The 13,049-nt window shown below is 39.1% G+C and carries 11 protein-coding genes; all 11 read right to left on the bottom strand.

Annotated elements, in window-relative coordinates; all coding sequences use genetic code 11:
* Positions 1–251 precede the first annotated feature (251 nt).
* The 11 genes from FD50_RS05450 to FD50_RS05400 all read right to left on the bottom strand — a co-directional run bounded on the left by FD50_RS05450 (position 252) and on the right by FD50_RS05400 (position 12,416).
* The gene (locus tag FD50_RS05450) at positions 252–800 is read right to left on the bottom strand and encodes a GGDEF domain-containing protein (RefSeq protein WP_056960720.1); all 549 of its coding nucleotides are present in this window, start codon (positions 798–800) and stop codon (positions 252–254) included.
* A 6-nt stretch (positions 801–806) separates the two neighbouring features.
* A complete protein-coding gene (locus tag FD50_RS05445) occupies positions 807–1,436 on the bottom strand; it encodes a hypothetical protein (protein WP_056960719.1) in 630 nt (209 codons plus the stop codon).
* Between the two features lie 634 nt (positions 1,437–2,070).
* A complete protein-coding gene (locus tag FD50_RS05440) occupies positions 2,071–4,041 on the bottom strand; it encodes a glucose PTS transporter subunit IIA (protein ID WP_056960718.1) in 1,971 nt (656 codons plus the stop codon).
* Between the two features lie 12 nt (positions 4,042–4,053).
* Positions 4,054–4,962: an N-acetylmuramic acid 6-phosphate etherase gene (gene murQ / locus FD50_RS05435; RefSeq protein ID WP_056960717.1), complete on the bottom strand. Its 909-nt coding sequence runs from the start codon at positions 4,960–4,962 to the stop codon at positions 4,054–4,056.
* Positions 4,959–6,044 carry a MupG family TIM beta-alpha barrel fold protein gene (locus tag FD50_RS05430; RefSeq protein WP_056960716.1) on the bottom strand — a complete coding sequence of 362 codons (1,086 nt, stop codon included), beginning with the start codon at positions 6,042–6,044 and terminating at the stop codon, positions 4,959–4,961. Before FD50_RS05430 ends, murQ begins: the two co-directional genes overlap by 4 nt.
* Before the next feature lie 199 nt (positions 6,045–6,243).
* Positions 6,244–7,104, bottom strand: a complete 861-nt coding sequence (locus FD50_RS05425) for a MurR/RpiR family transcriptional regulator (RefSeq protein ID WP_054758020.1) — start codon at positions 7,102–7,104, stop codon at positions 6,244–6,246.
* A 376-nt stretch (positions 7,105–7,480) separates the two neighbouring features.
* Entirely contained in the window at positions 7,481–8,326 is an 846-nt protein-coding gene (locus tag FD50_RS05420; RefSeq protein ID WP_056960715.1) for a metallophosphoesterase family protein, read from the bottom strand.
* Between the two features lie 15 nt (positions 8,327–8,341).
* Positions 8,342–9,430: an ABC transporter ATP-binding protein gene (locus tag FD50_RS05415; RefSeq protein WP_056960714.1), complete on the bottom strand. Its 1,089-nt coding sequence runs from the start codon at positions 9,428–9,430 to the stop codon at positions 8,342–8,344.
* An 11-nt stretch (positions 9,431–9,441) separates the two neighbouring features.
* Positions 9,442–10,260, bottom strand: a complete 819-nt coding sequence (locus FD50_RS05410; RefSeq protein WP_056960713.1) for a carbohydrate ABC transporter permease — start codon at positions 10,258–10,260, stop codon at positions 9,442–9,444.
* Positions 10,253–11,146 (bottom strand): carbohydrate ABC transporter permease, encoded by an 894-nt coding sequence (locus tag FD50_RS05405; protein WP_056960712.1) that lies wholly within the window; start codon positions 11,144–11,146, stop codon positions 10,253–10,255. The genes FD50_RS05410 and FD50_RS05405 overlap by 8 nt, the downstream gene beginning before the upstream one ends.
* Positions 11,130–12,416, bottom strand: coding sequence for an ABC transporter substrate-binding protein (locus FD50_RS05400; protein WP_056960711.1), 1,287 nt, complete (start codon positions 12,414–12,416; stop codon positions 11,130–11,132). The genes FD50_RS05405 and FD50_RS05400 overlap by 17 nt, the downstream gene beginning before the upstream one ends.
* Positions 12,417–13,049: the final 633 nt, after the last annotated feature.

The following is a 13,049-nucleotide window of genomic DNA, read 5'->3' as shown; positions in this document are numbered from 1 at the left end:
AGTACTCAAATTTTCCCGACTTATGTCACACTCTCTCTTTTATTCCGGATAAACGTTTTCCATAAGTCAAAATTCTCCATCTAACTTCGAATTACTCATAGCAAAGTACCCGCTCTGTTCGTAATTTCGAGTTAGCACTCAAATTTTCCTGACTTATGTCACACTCTCCTTATTTTTGTCTCAAAAGCTGCGAAGTAAGCTTTCCAACCGCGCTCACTTTTTGGCTTTAAACTCTAAACATGAAATTAAAGCTAATCTTGCACTTTTTCTTGCTCCGAGTAATGCGGCCGCAGATCTTTTGAATTAACCACTAAACTTTTTTGTCTTCTTTTAACAACTCGCTTTTTCCCGCTATTTTTAGCAACATACAAAGCTTCATCCGCGTCCTTAACCGCTAATCTAATACTAGTTGTCTCGCGTGCATCAGAAAGTCCACCAGAAAATGAAATCTTCAACTGTTGTCCATCCTCTGTCACAAAATTCTGATGATTAAATTCATTCTTAAACTGTTCGATGCGCTCAAAAACATCATCGATTTCCATATTTTCAATCAGTACGAAGAATTCTTCACCACCAAAACGGAATAACTTAATCCGTTTTCCAGTCTCATTTTGAACATATTTGCGCCATTTTCTCAATTCGGTTGCAAAAAACTTTAAAACTGCATTCCCCTCAGTATGACCATAGGTGTCATTAATTAACTTAAAATTATCAATGTCGAGCATTAAGGCAATATATGCAAGACTCCCTCGTTCATCTATGCGGTCAAGTTCACGTCTAAACTGACGGTAATTTCTCATTCCGGTCTATTTATCGTGAGATTCCTCATAGACAAGCCGAGCAATCCGTTTGCGCTTGAGATCTACCTCGCGCAAAAGCAGGAACGTCAAAAAAAAGATTAAACAAGTTCCTAACGCAATCCACACAACATCATTTTTATCATAAAATTCTGACAAAATATCAACATTTTTTTGACCTAGACGATGAATGGGAATCACATTCGCAAGCATCAAGATTATAAAATACTGCAGCAAATCCTGAAATAACAACCGGCGCTTAATAACATGCATTCCCACCAAAGTTACATAGATACTAACTAATCCTAAGACTAAAGATAAGATACTGTCTCTTCCACTAAAAAAAAGATAAAGGTTGGTTATGACTGGTGTCGTCAAAATCAACAGACCTGCATATTTGCGAGAAAGCATAAAAGCAGAAACACCCAAAGTATATTGAAAACAGATCATTCCCACCAGTTTGTCTGAAATGAAGATTACAAGAAGCTCCTGTACAATATACAGCATAAAGACCGCGACAGTTTTTGTTCTTTGACTAACCTTTGTCAGCAACTCGCTTTCATTATACACATACATTCCATAAATGAAGCCTGTTACTAACAGTGGCATTAGAATGCTTAAAAAAAAGATCCGATTCATTTTAGTCTCCTTGAAGATCGCCAACACTTATACAGACGCAGACGCAATTCTTCAGTTATAAACACGTAGCAGAGCATTATTATAAGCTCATATCTCCACAGCGTCCGCAACAATCAAATAAGTTTCAGAAAAGTAGCCGTGCAAAAATAGCTTCTTACTCAAAACACCTGCTCACTGTTTAGCTGTTTCAAATAAGAAACCAAAAGAATTATAGCAATGGCCACACCTAATGATGAATAAAGTATATCATTTATTAATTCTTATATCTACATTTTATTAATTAATAGTAATATGTTTAATTCTAATTTAAAAAATTGCTGATATTTTCCCTTTATTAACCATTTTTGTACCGCTTGAATTTAGCTGATTACGCTATCAAAGTCAAAAATGAGTTAAAAATTAATCATTTTTCCAAATTATAAAAATTACCTAATTGTTCCATACGCATAGTATTTGCCATTTTATACTATGAAAGTCAAATTTCAACACTCCAATTTGCTTTAGCCTTTTTTCAACGCAAAAAAATCCAGTTCACCAGCCTGACTTTAATCAGCACTTTGAACTGAACCTATTTATAAATTATTTTGGCCTCGGATACCGCATGCTTATTATACTAAAACATACTCCGGTTCATTTACTTGCGCACAACATCGATGACAACATCACCTGCTTGACTGCTTTGTCCCAGATCTTGGTGTAATTGAAAATGTGCCACAGCTTCCATATTGGTAATAATTACCATTGTCTCGGTCGCTTTGTCTGCCATTTTGACTGCAGTCCAATCAACCTCGGCTAATAAGGTTGCTGGTGTGACCCGCTGTCCTTGTACAACATGAATCTCAAAAGGCTTTCCTTTAAGTTCTACTGTATCGACACCAAGATGCACCAAAATTTCAAAACCGGCATCTGAGGTAATTCCTAAAGCATGTTTCGTAGAAAAGATTGTCGAAATCACTCCTGAAACAGGAGCATAGACTTCATTTGCTGTCGGCGTAATTACATAACCATCTCCTAGTTCCTTTTGAGCAAAAACCTGATCAACCGCCTGTTCAATGCCTTGGACTTTTCCGGCAGTTACTGCCCTGAGAGTTTCAGTGTCGCCGCTTTTTACACTCACTTGGTTATCAGCGGCGGCGTCCGCCATAGCATTGCGTGCTAATTGCGGTTGTTGTGCAAGTCTATCTTTCGGAATGCCCCAGAAATAAGTGATCACAAATCCACCGGCATACGCTGCTAACAATCCCAAAACATAGGCCCACCAGTATCCATTCGCAATTAATGGAATTAGTGGCAACCCCGAAGGACCGATTGCAATTGCACCCACATGTCCGATCCAGCCGATTACGGCTCCACCGATTCCTCCGCCTAAGCAGGCTGTAATAAAAGGACGCCCTAATGGAAGGGTGACACCATAAATTAACGGTTCCCCAATCCCTAAAATTCCAACCGGCAAAGCACCTTTGATCATTTCAGTAAGCTCTTTATCATGCCGCAGCCGGATCCAAAGCGCAAAGGCCGCTCCAACTTGCCCGCCACCTGCCATTGCTAGAATTGGTAGTAAGGGCGTGTTTCCGAGTTGTTGGATCATCTGAACATGAATTGGTGTTAGAATTTGATGCAACCCCAGCATCACCATTGGTAGAAATGCCACTCCCAAAACAAAACCGGAAAAGGCACCCCCGACATTCAAGACCCATTTCAAACTCCCGACTAAGCCATCTGAAACAAATCCTGCAAGCGGCATAATTACAAAAATTTCTGCTAAACCTAAAACTAAGAGTGCAATCATTGGAGTGATAATAATGTCAATTGCATCAGGAATAATTTTGTGCAACCTTTTTTCAAGCATTGATAAGAGCCACACAGCGAAAATCACTCCAATGATCCCACCTTGGCCCGCAACCAATGCCTGACCGGTAAACAGGTTTTTAATTGGAGCATCTGGTGTCATCCCAGTCAACAATGTAACTGCACCCGTTACCCCGCCGAGGGTTGGGGTTGCTCCCCACACACGGGCCGCATTAATCCCAGTATAAATTACGAGATACGTAAACATCCCATTTTTAATCACATTCAAAACAAGCACAATCTGGGTCCACTCCGAACCGCTAATTGTTTTCGAGGTCATTAAGTTAGTCAAAATGGCAGCAATTCCGGCAATTAGCCCGGACCCCACAAAAGCTGGAATCATTGGTACGAAAATATTTGAAATATCTTTTAAAATCGCCTTTAGTTTGGAAGGCTTTTGGCGCGCCTTTGTCTGGGCTTTAACTTGCGCTGCTTTTTCAACAACCGTGCTCTTTCCATCCGTCCTCTTTTTTTCTGGAAATTGTTCACCAAGCTCAACTCCTGCAATTTCTGCCATCGCGGATGCAACTTTATTTACTTTTCCAGGACCAATCACAATTTGAAGCTGTTCGTCATTAACAACGCCTAGAACACCCGGAACTTTTTTAAGCGCTTCCAAATCAAGTAGGCTCGGATCCTTTATATTCATTCTGACTCGCGTCATGCAATTATTAAAGGAACTGACATTCTCAGGTCCACCAACATTTTGATAAATTGCCGCAGCAATCTTGTTTGCATCAAAGCCTTTGCTACCCATTATGATCCCCTCCTAGTCCTTTTCATTTACGGCCCTTTTCACAAATCCTGCCTTTTGGGCTAACTTCTGCTTTGCTTTTTCTTTTGAACACTTAGTAAGCAGCATTACAAGTGCAACCTTAACTTGCCCATCGGCTTGCTCAAAGTAATGCGCCGCAGTGTGATAGTCAACTCCACAAGCATCCATGATAATACGTTTGCTGCGTTCAACTAATTTAGCATTTGTTGGGAGCACATCAACCATTAAATTATTATAAACTTTGCCAATTCCGACCATAGAGAGTGTCGACAGCATATTCAAGGTCATTTTTTGAGCCGTACCAGCTTTCAGTCTGGTAGACCCCGTCAGAAATTCTGGGCCGCAGTCAATTTCGATCGCGATTTGTGCAAACTGTGAGATTTGTGCTGGTCGATTGCATGCCAACGAGATCGTTGCCGCACCAACTTCTCTGGCATAATTCAAGCCGCCAATTACATACGGGGTGCGACCACTAGCTGCAATTCCTACAACAGCATCTGCAGCTGTCAACTGAATTTTCTTCAAGTCTTGGCTTGCGAGCTCAAGTGAATCCTCAGCACCTTCCACTGCTTTAGTCATCGCTTGCGGACCACCAGCAATTAAACCCACCACTTGCGTTGCTGCTACCCCAAAGGTCGGGACGCACTCTGCAGCATCCAAGACACCCAACCGTCCGCTCGTTCCAGCTCCTAGGTAAATCAACCTTCCTTTTTGGTTGAAAGCATTAATGATTGCTGCCACCGCCTGCTCAATTTGAGGTAGCTGTTTTTGTACGCAACCAGCGACCGTCTGATCTTCAGCATTCATTCTGCGACAAGCTTCTGCAAGTGAAAATTCATCCAAATTCATTGTATGCGGATTACGTTGTTCTGTTACCAGTTCATCAAGATCAATTCGTGTCATTTTAGTTCCTCCCTTTCAACCGCCGCACGCAACTCAAAGCGTTCACCAGCTCCAAGCTGATTCAAAAGTGTGAGTTCCTGCGGCAACACTTGCCCAACTACATTGACCCTTTCATCTGCGGGTAAAGCAATTCGACAAAGCTGAATTTCCCCCATATACCGTTGATATTTTTCATTGTCGAGCGTAACAGCCCCTTGAGTGCGCGGATAGCTTGGCTCCGCAACAATCTGCGGCACTCCCAGCTGCCGCGAATCTGCACAACGAATTACTGCGGCGGCAGGATCCAACCGATTTTGGTGAAGCCCTAAAACGTATTTGAAATAACGACTGCGGCTTTCAATCGGCTTAATATGCAATAAAATGATTTTTTGCTTAAGATATAAGGCAAACTGCGCTTGTGTAACAGTTGTAATCTCTGGATCGCCCAGATAAACTGTTGAAACTCCCATTTTCGCCAATGCCAGCACAGCCGCTAATGGATGCCACTTGCGGTGTTCTTCCAGCGTAGGTAATCCAGCAAAAAGCGGTCCCCTTAGACGCCCATCTCCAGGAACAAAAGCTTGAACATGAATTCCTAAAGAACGCAGCCAGTGATTGCGTTTGCTAAACCAAGTTGCAGCAAGTCCTGTTTCAGGTCGAGGGTAGTAGTTATGCCACGCCTCAAGTTTTGAAAAATCAACCTTGGCTTGTTTTAAATGTGCCACATCTTCAAGCGTCAAAGTACTGGCATTTAAGGCTACAAGCGCAAGCTCTTGGGTTAAATTAATAATTACTGATAATGGCAGTTTCTCATCTAAGCGTAAGCCTGTAATCCCAAATTTTCGTAGTTGCTTAGGATTTGTGACTGATAACCCAATGCGCTCCAGCGAATCAGCAGCAATATCGACGACCAATTGCAGTTGATTCTCGCGTGCAATTGCAGCTAATTGTAATAATCTTTCTCGATAGACTGCGACTTGATCTTCTGGCAAGTGAATTGATGTAAAAATACCACTAAATCCCTGTGCTGCCATTCTTTTAATATAAATATTAGCCTCAGAATCAAGTTCTTTGTCCAAATAAAATGAAAAACCGTAGTTCACGGAATCCCTCCTTTTTGAAGTCCCCTCTCCGCGCTTGCCTGATCGTAGAATAGCATGCGCCTTCAACTAATGCAATATAATTTCCTTTTTAAAGCTTAAACAAGCAAAATATAGAAATTTTGTTTCTTTTAATAAAAAAAAGAGCCGTCCTTGGCAAAGAAAACAAAGTTACATTTACCTGTGGTCAGCCGCAGTTAGCCTATTTTAGATCTCGACTACGTTCAATTCTGTTAATGTTTTGTTGCGTGGCCTTAAGATTAGCAGAGACAGTCTCATAGTATTTTGACACGTACCGAAACAACAACAGATCCCCCACAAAAAGTTGCATTAAAACAGAGGTTGTAGCCCCTGGGCGAATGGCAGATTCGCCAATATTTTTAGTTAGGAGCACAACTTCTGCCAATTGGGCAGCAGTTGAAGCGGCATTAGAAGTCAGTAGCACTGTAGGCAGATTCTTTTCATGTCCGAGTCTTAACAATTCAATCACTTCTCTTGTTTCACCGCTATTTGAAACACAAAACAGCAATGTATTATCTTTAGCTGCCGCTAAACACGTTACAGCCATCCGTAAATCACTGTTTTGGAGAGTTGGCAGTCCAATTCTATTAAATTTTTGGTACATATCTTGCACTGGTAAAGCAGACGCCACCAACCCAAAGAGCTGAACCGAAGAAGCCGTATGTAATAAATCAACAACTTTTTCAATCAGTTGCAGATCCAATTCTTTTTTGGTCAATTCCAAAGCACTTGTAAGATGAGTCTCTAATTTATTCATAATTAACTGTGCATCTTCTCCTGGTGCAATCTCACGATAGCCATCGGTGGCAATACTATGCTGAATTGCAGAAAGTGCGAGTTTTAATTCACCATAACCGTTTAAACCTATTTTACGGCAAAAACGCACAATTGTAGCCGCACTAACCTGAGCCGTTAGCGCAAGAGATTGAACTGACATTTCAACCACTTGTTGCGGCTGTTCCTGAATAAAAGCAGCTAGCTGCGCCTCTTTTTTACTAAAACTTGGTGTCATACTATGAATGACAATCAAAATATTCTCCACGAAGGACACCTCCAATTTATTTTTATTATGGCTGAGAGTCCCTTAAATAACAAGTATAAGTACGACCAGTGCCACTAGACTTTGAGCCTAACATCAAATTGCAAAATAGTTAAGAGGCTGTGACAAAAGTTAACTTTTGTCACAACCCCTATTTTATTCCGGATAAACGTGTACCATAAGTCAAAATCTTCCGTCTAACTTCGAATTACTCATAGCAAAGTACTCGCTATCTTCGTAATTTCGAGTTAGCACTCAAATTTTCCCGACTTATGTCACACTCTCTTAAAAAAAGCAAAACCAAGAAATAGGTCAAAAAATCATGATTTGACCTATCCCTTGGTTTTGCTAGTGCGACATTCATATAATAAAGCGACGCCTATTTTTTAAAAATCTGCGGATCAACAAAATCTGTCTGATCAACTGAAATTTCTTTAACAATCTCCTGTCCCCAATAAAGATATCTATTTTCAACTCCGATTTCACCAGCAGTCGAAAGCGTAATGATATTGTAGCCAACTACATCACTTACCTCATGTTTTTTGTAACTCCGACAATCAATGTGATAGGCGGTCGACTCAGCTACAGCATTTATTATTCCAGCAGTAGCATAGGTTGTAGGAAAATGGATGTGCCCCGCAAAAATCCCCTTAACATTTCCTTTTTGACAAGCATCTAATAACTCTGCTCCATTTTGAAGAACACTGAAACGCATATACCGTAATGATGCGCCCGCAATTGGATGATGCATAAAGATCAGTGCTGGTCGTTTGGCATGTTCAGCTAAATTCTTTTCAAGCCACGCTAATTGTTTCTTATCAAGATAGCCCTGCTCAATATTCCCAAAAGTAGTATCAAGAAAGTAATTATCTACACCATCGATAGTTACTTTGTAATAATATTTTTCTTGCGCTTCTTTATGCAAAAAGCCCTCATAAAAAGCCGCTGTTCGGTCATGATTTCCTAGTAATACACAGATCGAAACGCCCAGTTCCTGCTCTTTTGCATGCAAGATTTCCTGCAATCGAACATAGTCACTTGCTTTGCCTTCGTGGATAAGATCACCTGTTAAGACAATTAAATCTGGTTTAGTATCCATTTTTTTCAAGTCACCAAAAACTAAGCTTAATTTGTTGTACGGATTCAGTTGCTGATTAAAAGAAGGTTTTTCGCCATCTGGAGTCAGATGAGTATCAGAAATTTGAATAATTGTTTTGTCTTTCATTGTAGACCGTCCTCTCTAACTCTCAAGGTTATTCTTGCCTTTATGATCAAATAGCAGAATTTTATCTTCTGCCAATGAGGCATATACGATGTCACCAATCTTGAAGTTGTTGTTGGTAATGATTGCTTTAAGTACTTGCTTTTCCTCAAGTTTCAAGGTCAATTGCTGGTAACGCCCATAATCAATGACCGCTTCAACTTGAGCGGGTAACTCGCTAGCAGATTCTTGTTTGCACTTTACAACTACATGCTCCGGTCTAATTCCAAGATATAATTGACCGCTTGGAACAGACAACTTGGCAAGCCTTGCTGAATTGGTAAGCACAGGATATTCAGCATATACCAATTGAGTTGTTTGAACATCAACTTCTAAAATATTAATTTGTGGCGTCCCCACAAATTGAGCTACAAATAAATTAGCTGGATGATTGTAGATATTATCCGGCGTATCAATCATCTGAATCTTGCCATCATTAATAATTGCAATGCGATCACCTAACGCCATTGCTTCCAACTGATCATGTGTAACATACACAATCGTTTGCTGATTTTCTTCGTGTAATGTTTGAATCTCATCACGTGCTTTTTCACGTAACTGCACATCAATATTCGAAAGCGGCTCATCCAATAGAAAAATCTTACTTTGCTTAGCCATGCCTCTTCCCAGTGCAACTCGCTGCTTTTGTCCCCCAGAAAGTTCGCCCGGCAAGCGATCCTGATACTCCGTTAAGTTAAGTGTTTCTAAAATTTTTGCAAGTCTTTGCTGACGTTCTTCTTTTTTGACTTTGTGTACTTTAAGTGCATACTCTAAATTCTGATAAACAGTCATATTAGGATACAGAGCATAGTCTTGAAAAACCATTGCAAGATTGCGTTCCATACTTGAAATCTTTTCAGCATCTTGTCCGTCTATTAAAATCTGACCACTGCTTGGTTTTTCTAATCCTGCAATCATGCGTAAAGTAGTTGACTTGCCGCAGCCCGAAGGCCCTAATAAAACTAAGAATTCACCATTCTTAATCTGGAGATCCATTTTGCTGATGACATTCGTTTTTTTATATTTTTTTGTAACCTCTTTTAATTCTAAAGCTACCTCGTTACTCATAGTTAACCACCTTATTTTAATCCTGAGCTGCTGATACTATTTAAAATATACCGCTGAAAAATTAAATAAATCAGCAACGGTACAATAATCATAATTGTTGACAATGCCATCGCCAACGGAAAGTTAGTGCCACCCTCACTTGAAATGTAGTTTTGTAATGCTAGTGGCAGTGTAAAGCTACTTTTATCTTTCAAAATCAAAGTTGGCCACACGTACTCATTCCAGGAATTAATAAAGAAGATCGCTCCGATACTAATAATACTTGGGCGTAAAATTGGCACCACAATGTCTTTTAAAATCTTGTAAGAGGGAATTCCATCAATGTGTACCGCTTCAATCAAGCTACTTGGAATTTTGTCCATGGCTTTCAGAAACAACATGATTCCCGTGGCATCACACAACTGGGGTAAAGCAACCCCTAAAGCAGAATTCAATAAATTGGCTTTAGAAATTACTAAGTAGTTTGGGATCATGACTACGGTAAAGGGGACAAAGATCGTAGAGACAAAAATGAAATAAAGCCATTTCTTCCCTTTGAATGTAAAATATTTAAAGGCATAGGCAGCCAGCAATCCAGTAACGATCTTTCCAAGCGTAACCAGCGTTGCCATGAAAAAAGTATTCCAAATTAAGCGCAGCAGATCAACCTGTTTACCCAAGGTTGAATAGTTACTAAAAGTCGGATGCAACGGAATTATTTGCAACATTGAGTGATATGAATCTTGCAGAGTTTTAAAGGAGTTGGAGACCATAAAAACAACCGGCAATAATAAGACTAAACAGATAATTATCAATAAAATATGCCAGCTGCTTCCTTTAACTTTATTCATAACGATCAGCCCTCCCTTCAACAAACTTTATTTCTAAATAAAGCAGAACTAGAAAAATCAAAAAAGTAATGACCGCAAGTGCAGAAGCATTGCCTGTCTTGTATAACACAAAAGCATTCAAATATGTGTGGTACAAAACATTAGAGGACCCATAGTAAGGGCCACCTTGTGTGATGACACTAATTGGAGTGAAGACGTATTGCAGTCCTTGTACAATTGTTAAAATCAAGACATAAAAAGCAATACTTTTGTTTAACGGCAGCACAATATCCCAGATCATTCTCCATTTTGGAATACTGTCCATCTTTGTTGCATCAATAATATTTTGGGGTACACTTCCGAGTCCCGTCAGTAGCAAAACAAAATTATAACCAAAGACTTTCCAGTTTGTCATTAAACATAACACGACAATGGCCATCGCTCCCGAATTAGTCCAGTTGGGCAAACTGACTCCCAGTTGCCTCATAAAAAAAGCGATTGGCCCCGAGACAGGATTCATGATCCACGAAAAAAGCATTGCTCCGACTACCAGTGAGAATAGACTGGGAATAAAAAAGATAATTTTATAGGAAGACTGCATTTTACCAATAAAAAATTTGACTACAATTGAAATAAAATATGGAATCAAGAAGTTTAGCACCAGTAATAAAACAATATAAAAAACCGTGTTTAACAGTACCTTCTGATTAACTGGGTCAGTAAAGATACTGATATAGTTCTCTAAACCCACAAAATCTTTTGTCGGTGCAATCAAGTTCCAGTCAAAAAAACTCAGATAAAGTGTGTAAATTATTGGAATTATCATAAAAACCAACAGTATGATCGCTGTTGGCGCAAGATAAGCAAATGTTAAAAACTTATTTTTTTTACTACTTCTGCTGTTCATTAATCTTCTCCTGTGCTGCTTTTAACGTAGTTTGTACGTTACTTCCAGATAAGATTTTATCGCGGGTATCAATCATTGTCTGTTCAGCTTGCAAACCGTTCTTGGGAAACGAAGTCCAAGGAACTGCCGTCTTAATTTGACTAGCTGCAGGCTTTAACATTGGATTTTCACTCAAATAACTCTTAAATGCTTGCGAGGACATCGCACTTGCTGTTGGTGGTAAATAACCAGTCCCTTTACTCCATGTAACCAATGAACTGTTCTGATACAGATATTTTTCAAATGTCCATGCTGCTTTTTGCTGCTCGGTTTTTTGAGCGGTGATTGCAAGCATTGATCCCCCAACCGGAACAGTCGCCTTATGACCGGCGAAGTGTGGTGATGTAATTGCTTCAACATCAAAGTTGGCACTTTTTTTAATATGTGATGCTTGTGCAACAGTTGTGTAGGCAATTGCCACTTTTCCATTCACAAAATCATCAATGCCTTGTGCCCACGGAGTATGCAAAGCAGTTTTATCTTTAACAACCATATCTTGATAAAATTGATAAGCCTTCACTCCAGCGGCACTTGCAAAAACAGCCTTACCATTTTTCTTAATCTGCGCTCCATTACTTAACTGTAACGCTTGTTGTGCCCACGTATCAGCTGGTTCTTGGATATAGAGACCATAATTGCCGCTTGCTGCTTTAATTTTCTTAGCAGCTGCACTGACTCCCTCCCAAGTAGACAAGCTGCTGGCGTCTATACCATATTTAGCAAGCATCGTCTTATTGTAATATAAGATCGGTGTACTCAATGAATATGGCAGACCAACCAGCTTATTCTTGCTATCCTTAGCAAAGGACAATGTACGACTTGTAAAGTTCTTGCTGATAAATGTTTTGCTGTTGTCAAACTTACTTTGTGCATCTGTCGGTGTCAGATATTTAAAATTGCTAGCAAAATAGTTCGTATATGCCCATCCAACTTGAACAAGATCCGGAACCTTGCCTGAAGCTTGTGCTGACTGTAAATTCTGCATTAAGCCTTGGTACATATTTGGATTATATTTAGCAGTTACCTTAATATATTTATGTGTCTTATTAAAGTTCTTTACAAGTTCATCAACAGAGGCTCCCCCCTGTGTTTGTGCATTAACGTGCCAATAAGAAATGTGGACTACTTTTTTAGATGCTCCTTTGGCACTTGAACATCCCGCAAACAACACCGCTACCATCAACAGTGTTAACGCCCCAATCACTCTTTTAATTAAACTACTTGATTTCACTTAAATCTCTCCTTTCGATATTCAATAGTAATCCTAAATTGTATCTATTGTGTATCTAGTCGGTAATGGTTAAGTAATAATTACGTAATTAGTTTGTAAATGATAATTCTTAAAAATTGTTAACTTAGCAAAATTTTAGTAAATATCTAAAGTTATTATTAATAGCAGAAATATATTACCGCTGTAAGTCCTGGTATATCAACAAAGTTCCTCATTAAAATTACTAATTCGAAATTGCTCGTTAATAAGCAACCAGCATAGTTCTTAAAATATTTTCGAATTCTAAAAAAGAATACTGCATAGCGAATCGAGAAACAATTACGGCAAAGAAAAGCAAAAGTTGACACAAAATAAATTTCTGAAAGCAGCTTTCTTATTTTTAGAGTAAAAGCCGAATATAATTCTATAAATTGCGCGTTTTATGAGCTATTTTCTTAATTATATAAGCATAAATTGGCTATTAAGTTCTAAAAAAACTTAATAAGCGAGAAAACAAAAAAGAGCAATAGATCTTATAAAATGTAATTTATAATTTGATAATGCTTTTTTATTTCAGCCAATCATATTAACAAATGACATATTTAGTAACTGATATTTGAGGGTTGATTCTGCATATATTTTTTTTAGTCATAA

Source organism: Liquorilactobacillus satsumensis DSM 16230 = JCM 12392 (assembly GCF_001435195.1).
GTDB classification, from domain to species: domain Bacteria; phylum Bacillota; class Bacilli; order Lactobacillales; family Lactobacillaceae; genus Liquorilactobacillus; species Liquorilactobacillus satsumensis.
This window is presented reverse-complemented; position numbering and strand designations above follow the sequence as displayed.